Source organism: Hymenobacter sp. CRA2 (assembly GCF_002007105.1).
Classification (GTDB): domain Bacteria; phylum Bacteroidota; class Bacteroidia; order Cytophagales; family Hymenobacteraceae; genus Solirubrum.
On record NZ_MVBC01000001.1, the window covers coordinates 242,445 to 267,908 of the forward strand.

Genomic DNA, 25,464 nt, shown 5'->3' on the forward strand with positions numbered 1-25,464 from the left:
CAGCGACGGTTGTCATACCTCTAAGTAACCAGTCTTATTGCTACAAAAACAACAATAGCCCGACTATTAAGCCGGGCTATTGTATAAAATTCCGCAACGGTTCACGTAATCTGCGCAATCCGATAAAGCGCAGCTTAACTCAGCCGTTAGCTCTTGGCCGAAATGATTTCCTTGATGTCGCCGATGATTTTCTGCGCCAAGTGGTCAGCCGTAGCATTCGAGTCCGATTCAGCATAGATGCGGATAATGGGCTCGGTGTTCGACTTGCGCAGGTGCACCCACTCCTTGTCGAACTCAATCTTTACCCCGTCGATGGTATTCACTGGTTGCTTGGCGTAGCGCTTTTCCATCTGCGCCAGCACCAGGTCGGTATCGATGTCGGGCGTCAGCTCGATCTTGTTCTTGGAGATGTAGTAGTTCGGGTACGAAGCACGCAGCTGGGTCATCGTCTTACCCGACTTTGCGAGGTGCGTCAGGAACAGCGCAATACCAGCCAGCGCGTCGCGGCCGTAGTGCAGCTCGGGGTAGATGATGCCGCCGTTGCCCTCCCCGCCGATAACGGTGTTGGTTTGCTTCATCATGGTTACCACGTTCACCTCGCCCACCGCGGCGGCGGCGTAGCTTCCGCCGTGCTTTTCGGTCACGTCGCGCAGGGCGCGGGTGCTGCTCAGGTTGCTCACGGTGTTGCCGCCGCCCAGCTGCCCAAGTACGTAGTCGGCCACGGCCACCAGCGTGTATTCCTCACCGAACATGGTGCCGTCCTCGTTGATCAGGGCCAGGCGGTCCACATCCGGGTCCACCACGATGCCGAGGTCAAACGAGCCCTTTTCGAGCACCTTGGCAATGTCGCGCAGGTTCTCCGGCAGCGGCTCGGGGTTATGGGCGAAGTCGCCCGTGGGCTCGCAGAATAGCTTTTCCACTTTCTCCACGCCCAGGGCCTCCAGCAGCATTGGCACGGCAATGCCGCCCGAGGAATTGACGGCGTCTACCACCACCCGGAAGTTTTTGGCCTTGATGGATGCCGCATCCACCAGCGGCAGCGCCAGAATAGCGTCGATGTGCTTCTGCAGCGCTTCATCGTCGCTGCTCACCTTACCCAAAGCAGTTACCTGCGCGAAATCGAAGGCTTCCTGCTCGGCCAGTTCCAGCACCAGCTTGCCGTCGGCATCGGAGATGAACTCGCCTTTGTCGTTGAGCAGCTTCAGCGCGTTCCACTGCTTGGGGTTGTGCGAAGCCGTGAGAATGATGCCGCCGCCAGCTTGGCGGGCCGGCACGGCCATTTCCACGGTGGGCGTGGTCGACAGGCCGAGGTCGATGACGTCGATACCGAGCCCCTGCAGGGTGCCGATAACCAGCTTGTTAACCATGTCGCCGGAAATGCGCGCGTCGCGCCCGACCACGATGGTGCGGTTTTGCGTTTGGGCCAGCACCCAGGTGCCAAAGGCAGCCGTGAACTTTACCACATCGATGGGGGTGAGAGCATCTCCCGCCGCGCCACCAATGGTACCCCGAATGCCCGAAATGGATTTGATCAGTGCCACAAGCAATGTTGATTTTTCAGGCGGCAAAAGTAACGAATACCCACGGGCCAGCCTACTTGGTGGGTACTCACTCCACCGGTTTTTAACTTGTGCCGTATATTTGAATCAATGCAGTACAACACCCCCGCCCGCCGGCCCGAGCAGCTTGCCGCTTTCAGCCGCTTACTCGATGTGCTCGACCGGCTCCGGGCCGAATGCCCCTGGGACCGGAAGCAGACCATGCAGAGTCTGCGGCACCTGACCATCGAAGAAACCTACGAGCTGGCCGATGCCATCCTGCGCGACGACCTGTCCGATGTGCAGAAGGAACTGGGCGACGTGATGTTGCACCTCACGTTTTACGCCAAAATTGCCAGCGAACAGGGCCGCTTCGACATTGCCGACGTGCTCAACGCCCAATGCGACAAACTCATTCACCGCCACCCCCATATTTATGGCGACGTGCAGGTGGAAAACGAGGACGACGTCAAGCGCAATTGGGAACAGCTGAAACTCAAAGAGAAGGGCAACGAATCCGTACTCGGCGGCGTACCAGTTTCGCTGCCGGCGCTGGTAAAGGCCATGCGCATTCAGGAAAAAGCGCGGGGCGCCGGCTTCGATTGGGAAGAAAAAGCACAAGTTTGGGCGAAAGTGCAGGAAGAATTAGCCGAATTCGGCGCTGAGTTTCGCGACGGCGACGTCGTCGACCAAGCTCGTGCCGCCGCTGAATTTGGCGACCTGCTGTTTTCGCTCGTCAACTTTGCCCGCTTCGCCGGCATCAATCCCGAAGAAGCCCTGGAGCACACCAACCGCAAGTTCATTCACCGTTTTCGCTACCTCGAAACCGAAGTTTCCCGCACCGGCCGGCGCCTAACCGACCTCTCGCTGGCCGAGATGGACCAATACTGGAATGCGGCCAAACAGCTGCCGAACGACACTTCCAAAGCAGAATCTACGAAATAGCCTTTTTTCGGGTCTAATACCGTTTTAAACGGTTTAAACAGGTTTTTAATTTGGCGGCGCCAAGCGTTTTGTTTAGGTTTGCCAAGGATAGACCTACTACGGAAGACGGCCCCGCACACGAGCAGACCCACGGTTTTGGCTTCTTTTCCCAGAGCCAGTTGTGAGGGTGAGCGGGGCTCCGCCGTCTTAGGCCTAGAGTTGTTTGCGCAACTCGCTCAACCACAGTCAACCTTTTTCACCAACCAACCCTTTTCTTAATCTCCGGAACAATGGAACAAAAGAATGCCACGAACAAGCCGGCTACGGCTCCCCGGCCTGCCGCTCCTGCAGCGCCGAAGACTGGCGAAGCCAAAGGCGGTTCGGCATTAGCCGCTATCGTTATTCCGCTGGCCCTCGTCATCAGCTACCTCGTGTGGAAATTCGTCATGGGCGACAACAGCCACTTCCAAGGCGGCAACAACCACAACAACCCCCTGCCCGGTGATTACCTCGGCATTGTGTACAAAGGTGGTGTTATCGTACCGATCCTGATGTCCATGTTCCTGATCGTGGTGACGTTCTCGATTGAGCGCTTCCTCACCATCAGCCGCGCCAAAGGCTCGAAGAGCATTGAGTCGTTCGTACGCACCGTGCGTCAGAAGCTGAATGTGAACGACATCACCGGTGCCATTGCTACCTGCGACCAGCAGAAGGGCTCGGTGGCCAACGTGGTGAAGGCTGGCCTGCTGAAGTACCAGGAAATGGCCCGCGAGCGGGGCATCGACAAAGACCAGAAGATCTTGGCTATCCAGAAAGAAATCGAGGAATCGACCGCTCTGGAACTGCCCATGCTGGAAAAGAACCTGGTTATCATCTCGACCCTGGCTTCGGTTGCTACCCTGGTAGGTCTGCTCGGTACCGTATTCGGTATGATCAACGCCTTCGCCGCTCTGGCTAACGCCGGTGCTCCGGATGCAGTAGGTCTCGCTAACGGTATCTCGGAAGCACTGATCAACACGGCTCTCGGTATCTTGACGTCGGCTATTGCCATCATCATGTACAACTTCTTCACGAGCCGCATCGACGAACTGACCTACAGCATTGACGAAGCCGGTTTCTCGATCATTCAGACCTTCGCCTCGCAGCACGGTGAAGAGCGCGTACAAAACACGGTAGCGTAAACTAAACGCGCCACCTTGTACGTTACTGAATCAACGAACCCTTTGACTAGCCAGAAATGCCTAAAGTAAAACCTCACCGAGTGTCGCCATCGTTGGACATGACTCCGATGGTAGACTTGGCCTTCTTGCTGGTGACCTTCTTCATGCTCACCGCAACGCCGACCGAAGACACGGCCGTGGTGGTGGACACCCCGTCATCCACTTCGGACAGGCAATTGCCGGACAAGGGCGTGCTTACGATTACCATCGATAAGAACAAGCGCGTCTTCTTCAGCACCGAATCCCAGCAGGTCAAAATGCAGGCCCTGGAGAAAGTAGGTGCTAAGTACGGTCAGAGCTTCTCGGAAAAGCAGAAAAAGCAATTTGCGCTGCTGCCCGATTTCGGCTTGCCGGTTCAGCAGTTGGGGGCTTTCCTCAACCTGCCCGGTGATCAGCGCAAGCAGGTCAACCAGCCCGGCATCCCCGTCGACTCGCTGAACAACCAGCTGGCTGAGTGGGTGATGACTTCGCGGAACGCGAATATCAACGTGCTGGGCAGCGCGCCCTATATCGCCATCAAAGGCGACGGTACTGCTGACGTACCGACGGTGAAGAACGTCATCAAGATTCTGCAGGAGAAGAACCTTAACCGTTTCTACCTCATCACCGACTTGGAAAACAAGCCGGTGGCTAGCAACTAATCGCCATGGCAGAAATTCAACAGTCCGCCGACTCCGGCGGAAAAGGCGGGAAGAAGCGGGCCAAGAAAATGTCGACCAAAATCGACATGACCCCGATGGTGGACTTGGCCTTCTTGCTCCTGACCTTCTTCATGCTTACCACGACGTTTGCCAAGCCGAAGGTGATGCAGATTTCGATGCCGGTTAAGCCTGACAGGGAGGAAGAGCAGAACGAGCTGAAAGCTTCGGACGCCTTCACCGTGCTGCTGGGTGAAAACAACAAGATCTTCTACTACGAAGGTTTGATGGACCCCAACACGAAACTGCAGCCGACCGACTACACGGCCACTGGCATCCGCCAAATCCTCTTGCAGCGCCGCGCCAGCCGCCCTTCCACGGTGGTGATGATCAAGGCCGCCGATAAGGCAAACTACAAGAACATGGTGGACATCCTGGATGAGATGACCATCACCGGGCAGAAGAAATACGCCCTGGTTGATATCTCGAAGGAAGACGAAAACCTTATTCAAAAATCTGGCTTATGATGGACAACGCCCAACTGGCTCGGGCATCCTTCAACGACATCGTCTTTGAAGGCCGGAATAAAGCCTACGGCGCCTACGTACTGCGCAAGCTGTACGGCAAGCACGTAACGCGCGCATTCCTGGTCGCCATCATCTTCTTCGCCCTGATGATCGGCGGGCCGCTTCTGGCTCGCATGCTCACGCCGAAAGAGGATACGACGAAAGTCAAGATGGATACTGAAGTGGTGCTGGAAGCGCCGCCTCTGGACAAGACCGAGCCGCCACCCCCTCCTCCGCCCCCCACGGCCCCGCCGCCCCCTCCCCCCAAGCTCTCTACCATTAAGTTTACCCCGCCCGTCGTGAAGAAAGACGAGGAGGTACGCAAGGTGGAAGAGATTCCGGATCAGGAAGAACTGGAGGACAAGGTTGTTGCCACCGAAACGGTAAAAGGCAACACCGACAACCCCATCGACCTGTCGGGTCTGGGCGACGAGAAAAACGAAGCTGTAGCCGAGGTGGTAGAAGAAAAGGTCTACACCTACGTGGAGCAGATGCCTCAGCCTCCGGGCGGCATGGAAGGCCTGATGCAGTACTTGGGTAAAAACATCAAGTACCCCGCACTAGCTCTCCGCAACCAGGTAGAAGGCAAGGTATTCGTGAACTTCGTGGTTGGCCCGAACGGCCAAATCTCAGATGTGAAAGTGACCAAAGGCATTGGTGCCGGCTGCGACGAAGAAGCAGTTCGCGTTATCAAAGGCATGCCGGCCTGGTCGCCGGGCAAGCAGAACGGTCGCTCGGTTAGCGTATCTTACACGGTACCGGTAACCTTCACCATCAAGTAAGCTTCCCGACTACTTCGCTTAGTCAACAAAGAACCCCGAATTGAGCTTGGCTCGGTTCGGGGTTCTTGCTTTTATAGATTATTCGAAATTTTTCTACTCGAATACATACTGCGCAGTAATACCTCCACGTTTTGCTGCTAAAGGTCGGGCCAACGGGCAGGTACTGAGGAAGTGTGGGCAGTCGACCAATTAATCTATTGTACCATCGTTCACTTCACTTACCCACTGCCATGACTCCGCTGCAACTCCGCCCTAGCACCCTGGACGAAATCGTCTTCGAAGGCCGTAACAAGGCCTACGGTGCCTTTGATTTACGCCGTTCGTATCCTGACCACCTGCGCCGTGCCCTTGGTATTTCCCTGGCTCTGTTTGCGCTGCTGGCTGCGTCGCCCATAATTGTGCACGCTATATGGCCTGAGAAGGCGGCTCATACCTCTGGCAGAATCATTGACATTGCGCCAATAATTGATCCGGTTCTTCCGCCTAAGCCCATAGAGCCTGCAAAGCCTATAGCTCAGCCAATGGCTGCGAAACCGGTAGCAACGATAGCCGTACCTACGCGCATCAAGCCTGATGATCAGGCGCGGACTCAGCCAGAGCCCATTGTTGCGCCGCCGGCGGATGCTTTGATTAGCTCAACCAGCAGTGTGGGCGAAGGCGTAGTACCCAACGACGGGACGGTATCTACGACTACTACCGGCTCCATCGACAGCGGCACGACTAACACCGTTGCTAAACCGGAGCCAGTCTTCAACTACGTAGAGAAGATGCCCGAATTTGCCGGTGGGCAGGAGGCATTGGCCAAATACCTGCAGAAGAACATGCACTACCCGGCCCGGGCGTTGCGCGAAGGCGTGGAGGGTAAAGTATTCGTGGCTTTCACCGTTAACTCCACCGGCGAAATCGTGGACGTGGAAGTGGTGAAAGGCCTGGGCTACGGCACCGATGAAGAAGCCCTGCGGGTGATTCGGCAGATGCCGCGCTGGCAGGCTGGCCAGCAGAACGGCCGGGCTGTATCGGTACGCTACACCCTGCCGATTACCTTCAAATACTCAAACTAGGGTAGTGCACGTTAAGGCTGCGCCCTATTGTATTCTTAAGGCTCAAAAGCCTGTTTGAGGTGAACACTCAAACAGGCTTTTGCCTTTTTACCCACATGTGCTGTATTAGAGCGGCGCGATGCAGCGAACAATCCTCCTACTTTTACGCGTTAAGCAAGAGCAGGCCTTTCTGCTCCTTAAATTTTGCTCCATGCTCGATACCAATGCCGATGAGCGCATCGCGGGCCGCCAACGCCTGAAAACGATGCCCTACTTCATGCTGCTGATGTCACTGGTGTACATGGCTCTGGGAGCCTTCGTCATTGCTGCCCCGGCGGGCATGATTGTCCTCTCGCAGCAATCCAAGCGTATAGTTGGCGCCCTGTTCATCCTGTACGGATTAATTAGATTTGTTCGCACGTTCCGCCAGCATTTCCGCAAACGTCATGACTCCTTTTAGCGCACGCTGGTCCACCCTGGGGGTGTCGCTGGCATTGGTCCTGGGCTTACTCGGCAGTTGCAACCGCAACAAGCCCATCGATGCCGAGGACGCCGAGAATGATACGCCCACCAGCGGGACCATTCACGTTAGCATCGACAACACGTTCGAGCCCATTCTGAAGTCGCACGTCGACACGTTTCAGAAGCTGTACCAGTATGCCCACGTCATTGCCGAGTACAAGCCGGAGCAAACGGCAGTGCGTGACCTGCTCACTGATAAAGTGCGGGCTATAGTTATTGCGCGGGGCCTGCGGCCCGGTGAGCAAGCCGTCTTCGACAGCCTTAAGATCGTGCCGCGTATTACCCATGTGGCCACCGATGGCATTGCCATCATCGTACATCCCTCCAACGCGGACTCGCTGCTGACGATGGCGCAGCTGCGCGGCATCTTCACGGGCCAGACCAAGCAGTGGAATCAGGTAAGCGGCAAGGCCTCCAAGCTGGGCGCCATTACGGCCGTTTTCGACCAGAACAACTCCAGCACGGCGCGCTACGTGCAGGACTCCGTCACCCGCGGCGCGGCGTTGGCGCCGGGCGTCTTCGCCAGCGAGTCGAACCCGAAGCTCATTGATTACGTTGCTACGCATCCGAACGCAATCGGCGTAATCGGCGTTAATTGGATTAGCGACATGGATGACGCCAAGGTGCAAAGCTTTTTAAGCAAGGTCCGGGTAGCGGCTATCAGCCAAAAAGCCACTCCCATGAAGCCCAGTGACTATGTGAAGCCGTACCAGGCTTACTTAGCTACCAAGGAATACCCGCTGCGCCGCGACCTGTACGTCATCAGCCGCGAGGCGCGCGCCGGACTTGGCACCGGGTTTGCATCCTTCGTGGCAGGCAACCAAGGTCAGTTGATTTTCCTGAAATCAGGCCTGATGCCTGCCATTGGCCAGGTTCGCCTGGTGCAGGCCAACCGCGAATAATGGCGGCCGGCTTGCTGAAATTGTCTCTCACACTTTTTCATTTACCCCTTACCTCATGACCAATAAGCCCTGGAAGCTCTCGCTCCTCGCTGCTTTTTCGCTCGCCGGTTCGGCCGTGTTTGCCCAAAACCTGCCAGCCGCCCGTCAAGCCATCGAACTGGAACGCTACAGCGAAGCCAAGCGTCAGCTGCTGGCCAGCCAATCGAACCCCGAAGCGGCTTATGAGTTGGGGCGTTTGTACGCCAAGCAAGAGAAAGCCGACTCGGCTGCTTACTTCTTCAACATCGCCTCGAAAGATGTGCGTTTCCCGCTGGCTAACGTAGCCTCGGGCCGGGCACTGCTGGCGCAAGGCAAGAAAGCAGAAGCCGACATCCAATTTGACGCCGCCGCCAAAGCCACCAAGAACAAGGACGCCAAAGTGCTGGCGGCCATTGGTCAGGCCTATGCCGAGTCGGACATCAAGGATAACCAGAAAGGTGTAGATGCCATCAACCAAGCCATCAAGCTGAACAAGAAGGATGATGCTGCTTGGCTGGTGTACCTCGGTGACATCTACGAGAAGCGCGACAACGGCGGCGGTGATGCCATGAACGCCTATGACCGGGCGCTGCTGGCTGACCCGAGCTACACCCTCGCCTACTACCGCAAGGGCCAGCTGAACGTGCGTGCCCGCAACGGTAAGGAAGCTCTGACCAACTTCGAGAAAGTGGTAAGCCAGAACGCGAACTACGCGCCGGTGTACCGCGACATGGCTGAAATGTACTACTACGCTGGTCAGTACGACCAGGCGTCGCAGACCATGAAGAAGTACACGGACATGTCGGAGAAGACGCCGAACACGCAGGCGACTTATGCGGCTTTCCTGTACCTGAACAAGAAGTATCCGGAAGCACTGACGCAGATTCAGGAAGTGCTGGCTAAGGACCCGTCGAACGTGACGATGAACCGCCTGCTGGCTTACTCGCTGTACGAAACCAACCAGAACGACCAGGCACTGGCCGCCATGGATAAGTACATGAAGATGGTGTCGGCCGATAAGCTCATCACCGACGACTACGTGTACTACGGCAAGATGCTGACCAAAGCCGGCCGTTCGGATGAGGGCATTGCCGTTATCGAGCGGGCCATCAAGAACGACCCGACCAAGGCTGCTGACCTGCAGAACGACCTAGCCCAGGCGTACATCATCAAGAAGGACTACCCCAAAGCCATTGGGGTATACAAAACCAAAATGGCCGGTGGTAAGGCTCAGCTGACGGATCAGGTGCGTCTGGCGGCCATCTACAGCCTGAACAAGCAGTACACGCAAGCCGACAGCCTGCTGAACATTGTGGTAACGGCTCGTCCGACCTACGCTCCCGGCTACCTGCTGCGCGCTCAGGCCAACTCGAACCTGGACCCGGAAGCCAAGCAAGGCCTGGCCCGCCCGCACTACGAGAAGTACATCGAGGTAGCCAAGGCTGACCCGGCCAAGAACAAGGACGGCCTCGCTGAAGCTTACCGCTACCTGGGTGCTTACTACTACACCAAGGGCGACAAGGCTACGTCGGTAAGCAACTTCCAGCAGGCGCTGGCCGTGAACCCCGGCGACGAGCAAGCTACCAAGGCCCTGGCCGAAATCAACAAAACGAAAACGGCCGCTAAAGCTGCTCCGCAGAAGAAGAAGTAAGCTTCGGTAGCTCCCAATAAGAAAGCCCGCTACGAACATCGTAGCGGGCTTTTTTGTGGTCTTTCCGAAGGGCATAGTGCTAACTCTGGGTAGCGTACTTCTCCCAGCGCTTCAGCACGGTCTCAAAATCCTCTGGTAACTCTACTTCGAAGTGCATCTGGGCACCGGTGGTAGGGTGTACAAACCCCAGTGACTTAGCATGCAACGCTTGGCGTGGCATCACCTCGAAGGAATTCTCCACGAAGCTCTTGTAGGAGCCTGTGCGCTGCCCGTACAGGATACGGTCGCCACCGTAGGCAGCATCAGCGAACAGCGGGTGACCGATGTGCTTCATATGCGCGCGAATCTGGTGCGTGCGGCCGGTTTCCAGGTTACACTGCACCAACGCTACGGGCCCGAAGCTCTGCAACACGCGGTAGTGCGTCACCGCATGCTTGCCCTCGGCGCTACCTTCCGGAAATACCGTCATCAGCTTACGGTCTTTGGGGTGCCGGCCGATATTGCCGCGGATAGTCCCGACCTCTTCCTTCGGCGTGCCCCACACCAGTGCCAGGTATGTGCGCTCGATGGTGTGGTAGAAAAACTGGTTGGACAGGTGCGTCATGGCCCACTCCGTCTTGCCAATGACCAGCAGCCCCGAGGTGTCCTTATCGATGCGGTGAATTAAGCCAGGGCGGATGTCACCGTTGCGGCCCGTAGGCAGGTTTTGCAGGTGCCAGGCCAGCCCGTTGACCAGCGTGCCATTCCAGTTGCCGTAGGCCGGGTGTACTACCATGCCAGCAGGCTTGTTCACCATCAGCAACTGGTCGTCCTCGTAGCGGATGTCCAGAGCCATCTGCTCCGGCACCACCTTATCCTCGCGGGGCGGCTCCGGCAGAATCACCGTCACCACGTCGCCCGGCTTCACTTTGTAGCTCGATTTGGCGGGCTTGCCGTTCACCTGCACGGCATCTGCCTCAATGCCTGCCTGCACTTTGGTGCGCGACACGTTGGGCAGGCGGTTCAGCAGGAATTTATCCAGCCGCATGGGCTCCTGCCGGCCGTCTGCCTGAATGCGGTGATGCTCGTACAGCTCGTCTTCTTCGGCAAGGTGGCCGGGACCTTCGGGCAGCAGGTCGGGGTCTAGTTCGTGCATCATGGTAGGCGGCAAAAATACGAAAGCCGGAACCCGCACGGGCTCCGGCTTTCGGAATACGGCAGAAGCTGCTTACTTCTTCTTCACCTTGGTTTTGCCAGCCTGAGCGGCCGGAGCAGCCGGCGTAGTGCCAGCCGGCTTGGGAGCCGATACGGCCGGAGCCGCGTTGTTCTGGCCCGGGGTCACGCCCATTTCCTTCAGCACGAGGTCGGAGATGTCGCCATCTTTCGGGCCGTGCAGCAGGATCGGCGTGGTGCCGAAGCCAGCGTCCGAGTTGAACACGTAGGTGTAGCCGTTCTTCTCAGCTACCGCGTCGATGGTTTTCTGCAGCTTGTCGTACACCGGCTTCAGCAGGGTCTGCTGGCGCTGCTGCACCGACTGCTCGGCGTTCTGCTGAAACTCCTGGATGGATTGCTGCAGGTTGGTCAGCTCCTTCTCTTTATCGGCGCGGATTACTTCCGACCACCCTTGGGCGTTCTTCGAGTAATCTTCGCCCATTTTACGATAGTTAGCCACCTTCGCGTCGAGCTGGTTCTTGAGCTGCGTGCTGTAGTCTTTCAGCTGCGACTCAATCTGCTTGCTCTCCGGCATCTGGGTGATGACGTAGTCCACGTTGGTGTAACCAATCTTGAGCGGGCCAGCGGCGGCAGTAGCCGGAGCAGTTTGGGCCAGGGCGGCGGGGGCGGCGGTCAGCGTCAGGGCCGCGGCGGCCAGCACGAGGCGAAACTTGCGGGTCAGGGTCATTGAGCGAAAAAGGTCAGGGGGTTGATGCACAAAGTTAATTATTCCGCGGAGCCGACTTCGCATTCACTTTTCCTCGGCTGGCCGGCGCCGCTTTTTGAGCGGGCTGATCATCACCAAATTCGGGGTCGGAAGGAGTTGTCGGCGGCGTTACGGTGCGTACTGCACCTTTCGGGCCAGGTTGGTTGCGGTCTTCAGATGCTAAACCCAATTCCTCCAAGACAAATTCCGTGTAGTCGTGGGCGGGGTTGGTATAAAGCATGGTCAGGTCGCCGGCTTTGTCGAACAAAATAGCCAATTGCTTCTTCTTGGCCACTTTTTCCACCGCCTCGAACACCTGATCCTGGATGGGCTTGGTCAGCTCCTGCCGCTTCTTGAACAGCATGCCTTCGTAGCCAAAAATCTTATTCTGGTAGGCTTTGGCGTCCTGTTCCTTCTTCAGAATCTCGTCCTGCCGCTTCTTCTTCATCGGCTCGGTCAGCAGCACCTCTTCCGCCTGGTAAGTGCGGTAAAGCCGGTCAATATCCTTCTTCTGCGCTTCGACTTCCTTTTGCCAGTTCTGCGAGGCGGTGTTTAGCTCCTGCTGCGCCTGCGCATAAGCCGGCATCTTGCTCATGATGAACTCCGAGTCAACGTAGCCGAACTTCTGGGCCCGCGTCAGGCTAGGCATAAGCGCCAGCCACAACAGGGGTAGTGCACACAATAGTCGTTTCATATGCTACTGAACGCCGGCCACCGGCAGTTTGGTGCCTTAGCGGATTTGCTGACCGATGATGAAGTGGAACTTGCCTTTGTCCTGCTTGCCCGAGATGCCCACAGGTATCGGCACGTTGTCGAAGCCGTAGCCGTAGTCGAAGCCAAGCAAACCAAATGCCGACATGAAGATGCGGGCCCCTACGCCGGCCGAGCGGTACAGCTTGAAGGGGTTGTACTGGCTGTATTTGTCAAACGAGTTGCCGGCCTCAGCAAAGCCGAGCACGAACACCGTAGCCGCGGGGTTGAGCGACACGGGGTAGCGCAGCTCCATCACGTACTTGTTGAAGGCAATGCCGCCGCTTTCGTTCTGCCGGGCCGTCGGAATGGCGAAGTTGTCGTTCGGGTCGTCGTACCCGCGCAGGCCCACGTATTCGGTACCCACCAGGAAGTTGGATGCCCCGCCGAAGCCCAGGCCCGCGCCGCCCAGCTTGAAGCGTTCAAACGGCCCGAAGGCGCGGTTCTTGTTGTAACGGCCGATAAAGCCAAAGTGCGCCCGGGTGTTGAGCACCAGCTTGCCGCCCAACGGCGTAAACCACGAGGCGTCGAACATCCACTTGTGGAATTCCACCCACTCGTTCACGTTCGGGTGCGAGCCTTTGAAGATGGAGTACGGCGGCGTCAGGTTCAACGACAGCGACAGAGCCGAACCGCGACGGGTAAAGGTCGGGTTGTCGGTGCTGTTGCGCGACAGGGTCGTGTTGAACGTGATGTTGTTGGCGTTACCCGTACTGAAGCCCGTGAAATACGGGTAATCCTTCAGCTTGTACTGGCTAAACGACAAGCTGTTGCTGAGCGTGAAGTAGTCATCAGGCCAGCGCAGGCGGCGACCAAGGCCCACCGAAGCGCTGTTCACCTTGATGTAGCTGCCCGATTTGATATCGAAGCTGCTGCCGTTGGCGTAGCGCTGAATGCTTTTGTTCAAGCTCACAGTCAGCGAGTTGGGCTTGCGCCCGCCGAGCCAGGGCTCCGTAAATGAAAGCGAGTAAGACTGGTACTGCAAGCCGTTGGCCTGCATGTTCAGCGCCAGGCGCTGCCCGTCGCCGCCCGGCACGGGGCGCCAGTTGCGCAGGTCAGTGGCTTTGCGCAGCGAGAAGTTGTTGAACACCAGACCCACCGTACCGATGAAGCCGGCGTAACCGCCCCAGCCGCCCGAAAGCGTAATCTGGTCGGAGGGCTTTTCCGATACCGTGTAGTTGATGTCCACGGTACCGTCGGCCGGGTTCGGCACCGGGTTCAAGCCCACCTTCTCCGGGTCAAAGTAGCCGAGCGAGGAAATTTCCCGCTGCGAGCGGATCAGCAGCTCGCGGTTGAACTTGTCGCCCGGCAGCGTGCGCAGTTCGCGCCGGATTACGTGGTCCGACGTCTTGGTATTACCGGCAATGTTGACCTCTTTAATGCGTGCCTGTACCCCTTCCGAAATGCGCATCTCGATATCAATCGAGTCGCCTTCCACCCGGGTTTCCACCGGGTCGAGCTGGAAGAACAGGTAGCCGTCATTCATGTACAGCGACGTCACGTCCTGCCCCGTGGGGTTGTAGTTTAGGCGCTTATCGAGCGACTCTTTGCTGTAAATGTCGCCCTTCTTGATACCCAGTACCGAAGACAGGGTGCGGTCATCATACAGATAATTCCCGCTCCAGGCGACATTGCGGAAGTAGTACTTCGGGCCTTCGTCCACGTAGATACGCAGCGTCAGCCGGTCAGCTTCGCGCACGGTGGCTTTGTGAATGCCAAACTTGCCGTTTTCGCGGCCCAGCCAATAGTAACTGTACTGCGCCTGCACCGGCACCAGCGAATCGCCCGTGATGATGGCGTCGCGGTAGCCCTGGGAATTGTAGAAGTCGAGGACCTTTTGCTTGTCGGCCTCAAACTCCGTTTTCTGGAACTTGCCCGCGTTCAGGAATTTGTACGACTTCTTTTCCTTGGTCTTCTTCATCTTGCCCTTCAGCTTGCCATCCTTGATGGCCTCGTTGCCGATAAAGCTGATGTCGGACAAGCGTACTTTCTCGCCGCGCTGCACGTCGATTACCAGCTCGACGCTGTTGGGCAGCGTCGAGTCGGGTTCTTGCGTGATGTCCACCTTCACGTTCATGAACCCCTTGTCAGTATAGAACTTGCGTACTGCCTGACGGGTATTGCTCAGCAAGGCATCGGTCACCACTTTGCCCCGCACAATTTTGATCTTGTTGCGCAGCTCGTCGGCCTGGGTCTTGTTGATGCTCGTGAAGAAGATCTTGGACAAACGCGCCCGCTCTTTCAGCTGAAAGTCCAGAAACACCCGGTTGCCTTCGATGTGGTCAACGACCACCTTCACGTCGCCCAGAATGCCTTGGTCCCAGAGGCGGCGAATGGCGCGGCCAAGTTCTTCGCCCGGAATAGAGACAGGGTCCCCGACCTTCAACCCGGTCAGGCCAATCATCGTATTGGGGTCGAGGTAACGAACACCGCTGATGGTAATACCACCGATTTCGTAACGCTGGGGTTCCTGGCTGGCCGTACCAGCTGCTGGCGTGGTCTGCGCCTGCAGGCTACCGGCTGTCAGCCCCAGCAGCAGCCCCGTCAGCAATGTGCCGCGGAGCCGCGGGAAGAAAGAACTCATCGAAGGAAAAAACTTACGAAACGGTCAGTTGCTCACTGGTCTTGCCAAAGCGACGTTCCCGGCGCTGGTAGGCCAGTATCGCTTCGTAGAAATGCTCACGCCGAAAATCCGGCCACAGCAACTCGGTGATGTATAATTCGGTGTAGGCCAGCTGCCAAAGCAAAAAGTTGCTGATGCGCTGTTCGCCGCTGGTTCGGATCAGCAGCTCCGGATCGGGAATGCCCGCCGTCGACAAATAGCCAGCCAGCATGTCCTCCCCTACCTGCGCCGGAGTTACCCTACCGGCCGCTACATCTCCGGCTAACCGCCGCGCGGCCTGCGCCAAGTCCCAGCGGCCGCTGTAGCTCAGGGCCAACACCAGCGTGGTGCGGCTGCCCGTCGCCGTCAGCTCCATGGCCTCGGCCAGTTCGCGCTGGCAGGATGCCGGCAGTTGGCTGACGTCGCCAATGGCCTGCAACCGGATGTTGTTCTTCAGCAGCGTAGGCGTTTCCTGGCGGATCGTGTGTACCAGCAGTTGCATCAAGGCCATTACCTCGTGCGTAGGCCGGCCCCAGTTTTCCGTCGAGAAAGCGTAGAGCGTCAGGTACGAAACGCCAAGCTCGGCAGCAGCCTCCACCGTGTCGCGAACAGCGGTGATGGCGCTTTGGTGCCCGAAGATGCGAAGCCCGCCGCGCTTCTTTGCCCAACGGCCATTGCCGTCCATTATCACGGCAACGTGAGCGGGTATGCGAGCAGGGTCAATAGCGGTAAGGGCCGACATGCGTACTGTTTGCGTAAAAGAGGCCGCAAGTTACGCAAATGGTTGCACACGCCCGGCTGATTCCCTTGGCGCAGATGCTCCTACTCAGACTGATAAGATTCGGGGCAACGGATTTTGTAAAAGGTATAGGACACGCTGACGCCCGTGTAGTAGTACCAGTCCTGATCGAAGCGGTTGGCTACGGCCGGGCTCTGATCTTTCACGTGGTCGATGAGGTCGGTAATGGCTTTGCGGGCGCCGGTTTCCAGGCCCAGGTTCCAGTGACGCGACAACGCTAATTTGAGGCCCACGCCGGCAGGCACTGCTACTCCCAAGGTATTGCTCGACTGCTCAAAGCCCGGCAGCGGCCCGGTAGTTTTGGTAAAGGCTATAAAGCCCGCAAGGCCTACGTACACATACGGGGTGAGGTGGACCTTGTCGCGACGGTTGTGGTATTTGAAGAAGTTATATTCCACCGTGCCTGCGACGTCGAGCAACGAGCCCTTCATGCTGGCTTGCCGGTAAGCTGACAGCGGCACCGTGTTACCGTTTTCGCCAATCACATCGGCATCATTGGCGCGGATCAGACCGTAAGTCGCCGTGCCGCGTAGAGTTATCGGCACCGAAATATCCTTGCGGTAGAAGGCTGATACTGCCGGGCGGTTGTTCAGCAGCCGGTATTCCGGGGCCAAATCACCCTTGTAATTGAGGGCGCCGAGGCCAACGCCAATTTCGCTGGTGTTTTGCGCGCTGGCCGCATGGGCAAAAAAAACGCTCCCTGCTTGCACGGAGCAAACAAGGAGCGTTTTGAAGAGGAGTTGCTTGGTCATCAGGTGAAAGCTGCGTTGGCGGAGCAGCCAACGACTGATTAACGGAATTTGGGGCTGCGGATGGCCGGGGCCAAGATGTAGTTCAGCGTAAGACCCGTAACGATGTACCAGTCTTTTTCATTGCTCTTGCCACGCATGCTGCCCGGCTGGTCAAAGCCAGCAAACTCGCCGGTGCGGCTGCGGGTCACGCCACGGCCAAAGTACTGCGCAGCGGCCGATTGGAGCTGGCTCGGGTCGGCGTAGTTGCCGCTTACGTCATCCAGGTAGTCGGTGAAGGTCTTGCGCCAGCCGATTTCCAGGCCCAGGTCGAAGCTCTTGTTCAGCTTGTAGCGTACGCCACCGCCGAAGGGAATAGACACCTGCCACAGGCTGTAGGTACCGTCGCCGTTTACGCGCTGGCCTTCGGTGCCAAGGGGTTGCAGAGCAACGTAGTTGCCATCAGCGTCAGCTCCTTTGGGGTTGTGGTGGTACACGGATACACCAGCAAATACGTACGGAACGAAATCCGGGCGCTTCAGGTAGTTGTTGCGGTTTTCAATCAGGTCGAAGATACCAACGCCCGACAGTTCGACGATGTCGTTGCGGAAGTTCATGTTCCGGTTGTAGCGGAACTTGGCATCCGGATCGGTAGCGTCGGCGGCTTTGGCGTCGTCACCGGTGATGCGGCCGTACGAGAGGGCGGCACGGGCCGAGATACGCGGGGCAAAGCGACGGGTGAAGCTCAGGCCCAAGTTGGGACGCGTAGCAGCGAAACGCAAGCTGGCAATGCTGGGTTTCGGTACGATGTCGCCAAAATAGTTCATGGCGTTCAGGCTCAGGCCAACGGAGTTGTACTGCTTCCGCTTGCTGAACTGCTGCGCACTCGCCTGGGAGGCAACCAGCGCCACCGCCAGTACCAGCGTCAGGGTGAGGGTCAAGAGTTTCTTCATACTACTAGTGGAGCGAGGTTGTTATATCGAAGTTCAGAAAGGCAAGAATCCCTTGCAGGCACGGTTGCAGCCAAGACAAAAGTAGTAGGAGCTCTGGGTTTTAAAAACAATCCATAGAAAAAATCCGATGCTTTACACCGAAAATCCAGCTGGATTACGTCTATCAAGCCCCCAATTTAATTTGCTTCGCAACGTGCTGAGGAAATTTACGTGGTTCAACTTAATGAGTTTGGCATCAAACTTTTCCCGACGCACCGCGACCTGGATACCCGCATCCACGGTAACGGAGCGGGAATCCAGCGACAACAGGTAGTTGTTGCTACGCCCTTCGATTTCGAAGGAGATGACGCTGCGGTCGGGCACAATGAGAGGCCGCACGTTAAGATTGTGGGGACATACGGGAGCGATGATAAAATTGTTGGTTTGCGGGAGCATTACCGGCCCGCCGCAGCTCAACGAGTAGCCCGTGGAACCAGTTGGAGTAGAAACCACTAGCCCGTCGGCCCAATACGAATTTAAATACTCGCCATCGATGTAGGTGTGCACTACGATCATGGACGAGGAGTCGCGCTTCAGGATGGAAAACTCGTTGAGGCCAAAGTCCAGCCCGCCGAACACGTCCGGATCGGTATCGGCGTGAATGAGGCTGCGGCTTTCCAGGGTGAAGTGCCCCCGGAACAGGGCATCCAAGGCGTGCGGAATCTGGTCGGGCGACACGGTGGAGAGAAAGCCGAGCCGGCCGGTGTTGATGCCCAAGATGGGGATTTGCAGGGCCCCGACGTACGTAACGGTGTCGAGCAAGGTACCGTCGCCGCCGATGCTGAGGGCATAATCGGTGCCGGCCAGGGCGTCGCCCCGCTTGAATAGGGTGATGTTATCGGGCATGCGCAGCTGCTGCTGCAGGCAGGCGTAGAACGACTCGGCCACGGCCATCTGGATGCCGCGCGCCGCCAGCTCGTCGAAGAGGACTTGCAGATGAGGGGCCATGTCGGCCTCGAAGGGTTTACCCAGAATGGCGATGCGCATACGCTACAGGCCGCGACGGCCGCGTTAGAGGGGAAACTCAGTACGAAGAAAGAAGCCGCCGGTGCCGTGAACCGTGCGAGCATATTCGAAGGTGAACACCCGGTCGTAGTAAGTAACCAGGTGTAGCCCCATGCCGGCGCTGGCTAACAGCTCGTTGGGCAAATGGTTGGAGGCAGGCACCGAACGCTCGGCGACGAAGCCAGCATCGGCAAAGGTATTTAAATAGAGCACCAGCGGGATACGGTCGAGGCGGGCGTCGTTGAGCACGGGCACGTTCAGGCGCCCGGCATCGAACAAGCGCAGCGAGAAGCCCTGACGCAGCACGCCATAGTGCCGCCCGTCGATGACGAAGGCATCGTAGCCGCGCACAAGGGCCTGGCGGAACCCCAGCGCGTGGCTGTCGGCGTAGGCCAGACGGCGGCTCAGGCGCAGGCGTCCTTCCCCGCCGGCGCTGTAGTAGAAACCGTGGCCGAGGTCGAAATACCGGGCGTACGTCAGGGAAGCCGTGGTCAGGGGGGCGCTGGACGAGGACAGGAAGAAGCGCTGCCCCAGACTGGCCTGCAGGTACGAGCCGGTGAGCGGGTAAGCAAAGGTGTTGCGCCGGTTCAACGTGCGCGTCAGCACCACATCGAGGTAGTTGCGGCGGGTGGCGCCCAGGAAATACTCGGGGTTGCGCTGCCGCACCGAATCGGTGATACGCTCCTCGGTGTAGATGGCTTCCAGGGTAGTAAGCCGCTGCACGGTGCGCCGCCAACGCAGCCCGCCGGTAACGTACCAGCGCTGAATGGGAAAGGTATTGTCGGCGCGGTAGGCCAGCAGCCGGTCTTCGCTGGTGCGGTAATCGATGGTGTGGCTCTGAAACAGCGAAGCCCCCGCGGATAAGCCCAGGCGCCGCCGATGCCCGAGCCCAGGCGTGACGTAGAACAGTTCGTACTTGCGGTTGAAACCCAGCTGCAGGTTGGCCATCAGCTGCTCGTTGCGGCCCCGAAAGTTGTAGCGACTCAGGTGGATACCGTAGTCGATGCGGCGCCACCGGTCGGGCCGGTTGAGCCACGAGCGGAAGTTGCGGTCGGCCAGGGAGAAGATGGGCACCGGAAAAGTGTACCACCGCTCCTGCAAGCTAAAGAGGATAATCAGCTCGCCCGCGCGGCAGGTCAGCTGCAGATTGACCTGATTAAACAGCTGTAGATTGAACAGGCGCCGCCGGTTTTGCTCCAGCCGCCGGGCCAGGCTGCTCGCAGCCAGCGAGTCGCCTTCGTGGATATCCAGCTCGGCGCGCAGTACCCGCTCCTTGGTCACGTCGTTGCCCACAAATAGAATTTGGGCTACACGCACGGTTTGATAGCCCGGGCACTGAACCAGCATCAGGCTGTCGACGTTGGCGCGCCGGGCGGAATCGGGCAGGAAAGCAGCATGGGGACGCCCGATCGGCGCCAGCCCAAACCCGGAAACGGCCGTTGCCAGCCAGAGCACGGCAACGAGAAAACCTAGACGCACCAGTTACAGACTCAAGTAGCGCAGCAACGAATCGAGTCGGTCCTGATCGGCTTCAGTTACTTCGCCGGCCCCGCTGAACTGCGCCGTAATCACGTAGCCAAAACGCTCCAGCGTAGCCACGATGCGGTTCAGGTTGCTGGTGTTGATTCTCAAGGTCAACCGGATGCGGCTTGCCTCGTCGGTATCCTCCGACACGTGGGCGCTGAGCACTTTGGCGTTGTTTTCCTCGATGTAGCGGCTGATCTGGCTGAGCGAGTAATCCCGCTCGTTCATGGCCAGCACGATGATGCCGTTTTCGCCGGCGCTGCCAGGCGTCTGGCCAAAGGCAGCCAGCGTATCGCCGACGGTGACTACGCCGAGGTACTCGCGCTGGTCATCGAGCACGGGCACCAGCTGCACCTTGTTGCGGATGGCCAGCTCCATGACGGTGTAGAAGTGCTGGTCGCGCTGCACGTGCACGTCCGAAAAGCCGAAGGGCACGCTGGCGAGCAGTTGCTCCGGGTCGGCGGCTACGTCGATGAGGTCAGCCTCGGTAATCATGCCGCGGTACTGCCGGTTCTGAACCACCGGCAGCTGATCCACGTGAAATTCCTCCAGCCAGCGCGCAGCCTTGCCGGCCGAGTCGGATACCTTCAGCGGCGGAATCATCTGGTTGAGCAAGTCTTCGGCGAGCATCGAATGCATGGCGGCTCGGGGTAAGCGGTGGAAAGAAGTCGCAGCTATAGAAGCGACAAAGGGCGGCGCGGGTTGCATAGCCCGAGCACAACTTGTGCGGGGCGGCTACCGGTTCCGTCCGAAACTACGAGGCAAGCGGCAATTTTGCTACGCGGGCTGAGTTACCGGGCCAGGAGCCAGGAACTTACGTAGCAAACGATTAAAGGCCTGGGGCCGCTCCATCATGGGGGCGTGGCCGCAGTGGTCCAGGAAATGCAGCTCGGCGCGGGGCAGCAGGCGATTGAACTCGTGCGCTACCACCGGCGGGGTAATGGTATCGTTCAGCCCCCAGATGAGCAGCGTCGGGGCCTGAATTTTGCCGAGGTCCTTGGTCAGGTTGTGCCGCTGAGCCGAGCGCGCGATGGTAATGATGCGCAGGCACTTGGCATTGGAGTTGGTGACGTTGAATACCTCGTCCACCAGTTCCTTAGTGGCCACTTTTGGGTCGTAGAAGGTGTAGGCCACGCGCTCCTGCACGTACTGGTAGTCGCCGCGGCGGGGGAAAGAGCCGCCCATACCATCCTCGAACAGACCGCTGCTGCCGGTCAGCACCAGGCGCTGCACGCGGCCGGGGTTGCGCAGGGTATACACCAAGGCTACGTGGCCGCCAAGGGAGTTGCCGAGTACGGTGGCGGCCTGCATCAGGCCCATGGCTTTGGTGAAGTCTTCTACGAACTCGACCAGGCCCGAAATGCCGGCCCGCGTGAGGGGCATATCGTAGACGGGCAGCATGGGAATGACCACGCGGTGGGTGCGTGCAAACTCTTCGACGACGCCTTGCCAGTTGCTGAGCGCGCCGAACAGGCCGTGCAACAACAGCAGGACTTCGCCCTGGCCTTCGTCGACGTACTTAAATCCGTTGTGCTGCTTGATCTGCAATTCCATCGTGGTCACTATGCGCCTGAGCGGGAGCCGCTGCCGCGGCCCTATTCGTGCAATGATACGCAATCCGCACCCAATTGTGCAGGAGCTGCAGGCCGTGGGTAGTTAGTAAAGCTTCGGGGTGAAACTGCACGCCGTAGAGCGGCCATACGGCGTGGCGCAGCGCCATCAGCTCCTGGTGCGCGTCGGCTGTATGGGCCAGCGGCAGCAGGCAGTCGGGCAAGCAGCTCAGCACCAACGAATGGTAGCGGGTCACTGGTATACGACTGGGCAAGCCGGCGAATAGCTCATTGGCCGCGGCCGTCAGCGTGATGTCTGACACCTTGCCGTGCATGGGGCGGGCGGCCCGGCACAGCTCGGCGCCAAAAAACTCGCCCAACGCCTGATGGCCCAGGCATACGCCCAGCACCGGCACCTGCTGGTGCACGGCGGCCAACAGCTCCATCATCACGCCGGCTCCTTGCGGGGCGCCAGGGCCAGGTGAGAGGACTACGGCATCGAAGTCCAGGGCCAGCAGCTCGGGCAGCGGCGTGTCGTTGCGCCGCACTACAACGTCCGTCCCCAACTGCTGGAAGTAATCCAGCAGGTTGTAGGTGAAGGAGTCGAAGTTATCGAGCAGCAGCAGACGCATGGATGGCGAGGTGGTGATATGGTGAAACGGAGAGTGTCGCTCGGGCATCAACTTCCCAATTCACCATATCACCATTTCACAGCTAGAAAACGTTCCGCACGGCGCTCAATAGCTCCGAAGCGAAAGGCATCACTACCCCTACTACGTTCAGGGCCACAGGCGTAGCATCTTTCACGATGGGCAGCACCAGGGAGTCGTGCGTGAGCTGCTGGCCGATGGGCAAGCCCGCCAGGCCAGTGGCGTAGAGCAACAGGCTCAGGCCCAACACCCACTTAACCACGCCCGCGGCACCACCCAGCAGGTTGTCGAGCATGCCGAGCGGGGTGAGGTGCACCATGCTTTTGAGCACGCCGCCGGCCAGGTGCACGCCCCAGGCAATGAGGGCAAAAACCAACAGGAACGACACCAGCGGCAGCATCCCGAAGGCCTCGCCGACGTAGTGCCGAACCAGCGGAATGGCCGTGCTCAGCAGCTTCAGTCCGCCTACCACACCGATGATAAAGGCCAGCAACGAGGCTATTTCCAGCACGATGCCGCGCCGGAAACCTTTCACCGCCCCCACGGCCAGGGGCATGAGCAAGAGCAAATCGAAGCCGGACATGTTTGGTTAATGTGGGAAATCAGGTTGAATGTGAGAGAGTGTGGAAAATGTGTTGGTATGACTCACTTATTGGAAAGCCATTTTTCACATTTTCCACACTCTCCCACATTCTGCGCATTAGAAGTTGGTGTTGTTCAGCAGGCGGTTGACTTCCTGCGAAATGGCGCGGCCATCGGCCTGGCCAGCCAGTTCCTTGGCCGCTACGCCCATCACCTTGCCCAGATCAGAAGGGCCGGTGGCGCCCACGCGCTGAATGATGGCCACGAGGCGCTCGGTGAGGTCGGCGCCGGAAAGCTGGGCGGGCAGGTACTCCTCGATGATGGCCAGCTCGGCCAGCTCGACTTCCTCCAGGTCAGAGCGGAATTGCTGCTGGTAGGTTTCGGCAGCTTCGCGGCGCTGCTTGGCGGCTTTGTTGAGCAGCTTCAGCTCGGCGTCGGGCGTGATGCTGCCGTTAGCACCTTCGGCAGTTTCGGCCAGCAGAATCTGCGACTTGATGCTGCGCAGGGCCGTCAGACGTACTTTGTCTTTGGCCAGCATGGCCTTCTTGATATCGGCGTCGATGCGTTCTTTCAGGGTCATTTGGAAAAGGAGATGTGGTGAAATAGTGAAACAGCGAGTTTCGTGTTCTGGCGAAGCAAGCTGCCCGGCAACTCACCATTTCACCAGCTCACGCACTCACCACCGCGGCCCGCGCCCGATATTTGGAGCGGCGGCCGCGTAAACGGCAAAAATCCGCTAAATCCGGGATTCATGACGAAGCTAAGCGTAAACATCAACAAAATTGCCACCCTGCGGAACGCCCGCGGCCACAACCGCCCCGACGTGCTGCAGGCCGCCCGCGACTGTGAGCGGTTCGGCGCCCAGGGCATCACGGTGCACCCGCGCCCCGACGAGCGACACATCCGCTACCAGGATGCCCGTGACCTGAAAAGCATTGTTACCACGGAGTTTAACATTGAGGGCAACCCCACCCCCGATTTTATAGAGCTGGTGCGCACCGTGCGGCCCGAGCAGGTGACGCTGGTGCCCGACGCGCCGGATGCCATTACCTCCAACGCGGGTTGGGACACCGTGCGTCACCAGGAGTACCTGCGCGGCATCGTGCAGGAATTCAAGGCAATGGGCTGCCGCGTGAGCATCTTCCTCGACCCGGATCTGGAGATGGTGAAAGCCGCTGTGGGCACCGGCACCGACCGCATCGAGCTGTACACCGAAGCCTACGCCACCGGCTACCACCAAGACCGCGAAGCCGCCGTAGCGCCCTACCGCACCGCCGCGGCCCTGGCCCGGCAGCTGGGCCTGGGCATCAATGCCGGCCACGACCTGGACCTCGACAACCTCGCCTACCTGCACCAGCAGCTGCCCGGTCTGGACGAGGTCAGCATCGGCCACGCCCTGATCTGCGACGCGCTGTACCTGGGCCTGGAAAACACCATTCAGCAGTATCTGCGGCAGCTTGTTTAATGAAGAATGAGGAAGGAAGAAGGATGAACTGAATGCTTCCCTTCCCTGGTTGTTCTTCCTTCATCATTCATCCCTCTTCCTTCCCCCTCCGTGCCTCGCCTTCCCCTCTCCGACTTTCTCACCGCTTCCGCTGAGGCGCCCATTTTTGATGCGCGGGCGCCGCTGGAGTATGCCCAGGGCCATATTCCGGGAGCGGTCAGCTTCCCTATTTTCTCCGATGACGAGCGGGCGCAGATCGGCACTACCTACAAGCGGGTAAGTCAGGACAAGGCCGTGCTGCTGGGGCTGGACTTCTTCGGGCCCAAGATGAGCCAGATGGTGAAGCAGGCCCAGAAGCTGGCGCCCAACAAGGAAGTGCGCCTGCACTGCTGGCGCGGCGGCATGCGCTCCGGAGCCATGCAGTGGCTGCTGGAGCTGGCCGGCTTCAAGGTGCACCTGCTCGATAAGGGCTATAAAGACTACCGCCGCTGGGCCCTGGCCGAGTTTGACCGGCCGCGGCCCCTGGTCGTGCTCGGCGGGCTTACCGGCTCGGGCAAAACCGACGTGCTGCACGCACTGACCCGCCGCCAGCAGCCGGTACTCGACCTCGAAGGGCTGGCTCATCATAAGGGCTCCTCGTTTGGGGCCATCGGGCAGGCCCCCCAGCCGACCACCGAGCAGTTTGAGAACGAACTGGCCTGGGCGCTGCACCAAGTACCGGCCGACGCGCCGCGGCTGTGGGTGGAAGACGAAAGCCGCACCATCGGCTCGGTGGCTGTGCCCGGCCCACTGTACCAGCAGCTGCGGCAGGCGCCGCTGGTGGTGCTGGAAGTGCCGCGCGCGGTGCGGGTGCAGAAGCTGGCCGACGAGTACGGCCGCCACGACCCCGCCGCGCTGGCCGCCGCCATTCTGCGCCTGCGCAAGCGCCTGGGCGGCCTGGTCACCAAAGATGCCATGGGTGCCATCGGCGAGGGCGACATGGAAAAGATGGTGACGCTGGTGCTCGACTACTACGACCGAACCTACACCCACGGCCTCGAAGGCCGCCCCGACGTGGTGCGCGTGCCCACCGACACCTGCGACCCGGAAACCAACGCCGAGCTGGTGCTGGCCGCCTTGCCCAAACCTTGAGCTGCTGCG

26 protein-coding genes are annotated in these 25,464 nt (G+C 59.0%); 11 read left to right on the plus strand and 15 right to left on the minus strand.

Annotated features, from left to right (window positions below; translation table 11 throughout):
- Positions 1-146 precede the first annotated feature (146 nt).
- Positions 147-1,541, minus strand: coding sequence for a phosphoglucosamine mutase (glmM, locus tag B0919_RS00875; RefSeq protein WP_078010865.1), 1,395 nt, complete (start codon positions 1,539-1,541; stop codon positions 147-149).
- A 108-nt stretch (positions 1,542-1,649) separates the two neighbouring features.
- On the opposite strand from glmM, the gene mazG reads away from it, so the two are divergent.
- The 9 genes from mazG (at position 1,650) to B0919_RS00920 (ending at position 9,801) form a co-directional block, all read left to right on the plus strand.
- Positions 1,650-2,483, plus strand: coding sequence for a nucleoside triphosphate pyrophosphohydrolase (gene mazG, locus B0919_RS00880; protein ID WP_078010303.1), 834 nt, complete (start codon positions 1,650-1,652; stop codon positions 2,481-2,483).
- A gap of 269 nt (positions 2,484-2,752) precedes the next feature.
- Complete coding sequence (locus tag B0919_RS00885; RefSeq protein ID WP_078010304.1) at positions 2,753-3,643, plus strand: MotA/TolQ/ExbB proton channel family protein; 891 nt, start codon at positions 2,753-2,755, stop codon at positions 3,641-3,643.
- Positions 3,644-3,699: 56 nt separating this feature from the next.
- Positions 3,700-4,323, plus strand: a complete 624-nt coding sequence (locus tag B0919_RS00890; protein WP_078010305.1) for an ExbD/TolR family protein — start codon at positions 3,700-3,702, stop codon at positions 4,321-4,323.
- 5 nt (positions 4,324-4,328) lie between these two features.
- Complete coding sequence (locus B0919_RS00895; RefSeq protein ID WP_078010306.1) at positions 4,329-4,847, plus strand: ExbD/TolR family protein; 519 nt, start codon at positions 4,329-4,331, stop codon at positions 4,845-4,847.
- Positions 4,844-5,668 (plus strand): energy transducer TonB, encoded by an 825-nt coding sequence (locus B0919_RS00900; protein WP_254846440.1) that lies wholly within the window; start codon positions 4,844-4,846, stop codon positions 5,666-5,668. Before B0919_RS00895 ends, B0919_RS00900 begins: the two co-directional genes overlap by 4 nt.
- 626 nt (positions 5,669-6,294) lie before the next feature.
- On the plus strand, positions 6,295-6,729 hold the full coding sequence (locus B0919_RS25080; RefSeq protein WP_176132794.1) for an energy transducer TonB: 435 nt from the start codon (positions 6,295-6,297) through the stop codon (positions 6,727-6,729).
- Between the two features lie 190 nt (positions 6,730-6,919).
- Positions 6,920-7,168, plus strand: a complete 249-nt coding sequence (locus B0919_RS00910; protein WP_139361817.1) for a hypothetical protein — start codon at positions 6,920-6,922, stop codon at positions 7,166-7,168.
- Positions 7,155-8,132: a PstS family phosphate ABC transporter substrate-binding protein gene (locus tag B0919_RS00915; protein WP_078010310.1), complete on the plus strand. Its 978-nt coding sequence runs from the start codon at positions 7,155-7,157 to the stop codon at positions 8,130-8,132. Before B0919_RS00910 ends, B0919_RS00915 begins: the two co-directional genes overlap by 14 nt.
- A 55-nt stretch (positions 8,133-8,187) precedes the next feature.
- Positions 8,188-9,801, plus strand: coding sequence for a tetratricopeptide repeat protein (locus B0919_RS00920; protein ID WP_078010311.1), 1,614 nt, complete (start codon positions 8,188-8,190; stop codon positions 9,799-9,801).
- Between the two features lie 79 nt (positions 9,802-9,880).
- On the opposite strand, the gene B0919_RS00925 is transcribed toward B0919_RS00920, so the two are convergent.
- The 14 genes from B0919_RS00925 to B0919_RS00990 form a co-directional block, all read right to left on the minus strand.
- Positions 9,881-10,939: an RluA family pseudouridine synthase gene (locus B0919_RS00925; protein WP_176132795.1), complete on the minus strand. Its 1,059-nt coding sequence runs from the start codon at positions 10,937-10,939 to the stop codon at positions 9,881-9,883.
- Positions 10,940-11,008: 69 nt separating this feature from the next.
- The gene (locus tag B0919_RS00930) at positions 11,009-11,680 is read right to left on the minus strand and encodes an OmpH family outer membrane protein (protein WP_078010312.1); all 672 of its coding nucleotides are present in this window, start codon (positions 11,678-11,680) and stop codon (positions 11,009-11,011) included.
- A 34-nt stretch (positions 11,681-11,714) separates the two neighbouring features.
- The gene (locus B0919_RS00935) at positions 11,715-12,392 is read right to left on the minus strand and encodes an OmpH family outer membrane protein (RefSeq protein WP_078010313.1); all 678 of its coding nucleotides are present in this window, start codon (positions 12,390-12,392) and stop codon (positions 11,715-11,717) included.
- 36 nt (positions 12,393-12,428) lie between these two features.
- Entirely contained in the window at positions 12,429-15,032 is a 2,604-nt protein-coding gene (gene bamA, locus B0919_RS00940; protein WP_078010314.1) for an outer membrane protein assembly factor BamA, read from the minus strand.
- Positions 15,033-15,045: 13 nt separating this feature from the next.
- The gene (locus B0919_RS00945; protein ID WP_078010315.1) at positions 15,046-15,792 is read right to left on the minus strand and encodes an isoprenyl transferase; all 747 of its coding nucleotides are present in this window, start codon (positions 15,790-15,792) and stop codon (positions 15,046-15,048) included.
- An 80-nt stretch (positions 15,793-15,872) separates the two neighbouring features.
- The gene (locus B0919_RS00950; protein ID WP_078010316.1) at positions 15,873-16,601 is read right to left on the minus strand and encodes a DUF6089 family protein; all 729 of its coding nucleotides are present in this window, start codon (positions 16,599-16,601) and stop codon (positions 15,873-15,875) included.
- Between the two features lie 38 nt (positions 16,602-16,639).
- The gene (locus B0919_RS00955) at positions 16,640-17,530 is read right to left on the minus strand and encodes a DUF6089 family protein (protein ID WP_078010317.1); all 891 of its coding nucleotides are present in this window, start codon (positions 17,528-17,530) and stop codon (positions 16,640-16,642) included.
- Positions 17,531-17,662: 132 nt separating this feature from the next.
- Complete coding sequence (locus B0919_RS00960) at positions 17,663-18,556, minus strand: NAD kinase (RefSeq protein WP_078010318.1); 894 nt, start codon at positions 18,554-18,556, stop codon at positions 17,663-17,665.
- Positions 18,557-18,580: 24 nt separating this feature from the next.
- Positions 18,581-20,053 carry a POTRA domain-containing protein gene (locus tag B0919_RS00965; protein WP_139361818.1) on the minus strand — a complete coding sequence of 491 codons (1,473 nt, stop codon included), beginning with the start codon at positions 20,051-20,053 and terminating at the stop codon, positions 18,581-18,583.
- A 3-nt stretch (positions 20,054-20,056) separates the two neighbouring features.
- A complete protein-coding gene (locus B0919_RS00970) occupies positions 20,057-20,737 on the minus strand; it encodes a CBS domain-containing protein (RefSeq protein ID WP_078010320.1) in 681 nt (226 codons plus the stop codon).
- A 138-nt stretch (positions 20,738-20,875) separates the two neighbouring features.
- Positions 20,876-21,652, minus strand: coding sequence for an alpha/beta fold hydrolase (locus B0919_RS00975; protein ID WP_078010321.1), 777 nt, complete (start codon positions 21,650-21,652; stop codon positions 20,876-20,878).
- Positions 21,618-22,280, minus strand: coding sequence for an anthranilate synthase component II (locus tag B0919_RS00980; protein ID WP_078010322.1), 663 nt, complete (start codon positions 22,278-22,280; stop codon positions 21,618-21,620). The genes B0919_RS00975 and B0919_RS00980 overlap by 35 nt, the downstream gene beginning before the upstream one ends.
- An 82-nt stretch (positions 22,281-22,362) precedes the next feature.
- Entirely contained in the window at positions 22,363-22,881 is a 519-nt protein-coding gene (locus B0919_RS00985; protein ID WP_078010323.1) for a CvpA family protein, read from the minus strand.
- A gap of 117 nt (positions 22,882-22,998) precedes the next feature.
- Positions 22,999-23,460, minus strand: coding sequence for a GatB/YqeY domain-containing protein (locus B0919_RS00990; RefSeq protein WP_078010324.1), 462 nt, complete (start codon positions 23,458-23,460; stop codon positions 22,999-23,001).
- 171 nt (positions 23,461-23,631) lie between these two features.
- Between B0919_RS00990 and B0919_RS00995 the strand changes: the two genes are divergently transcribed.
- Together B0919_RS00995 and mnmH are read left to right on the plus strand one after the other, a co-directional pair.
- Positions 23,632-24,345 (plus strand): pyridoxine 5'-phosphate synthase, encoded by a 714-nt coding sequence (locus B0919_RS00995; protein WP_078010325.1) that lies wholly within the window; start codon positions 23,632-23,634, stop codon positions 24,343-24,345.
- A gap of 90 nt (positions 24,346-24,435) precedes the next feature.
- On the plus strand, positions 24,436-25,455 hold the full coding sequence (gene mnmH / locus B0919_RS01000) for a tRNA 2-selenouridine(34) synthase MnmH (RefSeq protein WP_078010326.1): 1,020 nt from the start codon (positions 24,436-24,438) through the stop codon (positions 25,453-25,455).
- Positions 25,456-25,464: the final 9 nt, after the last annotated feature.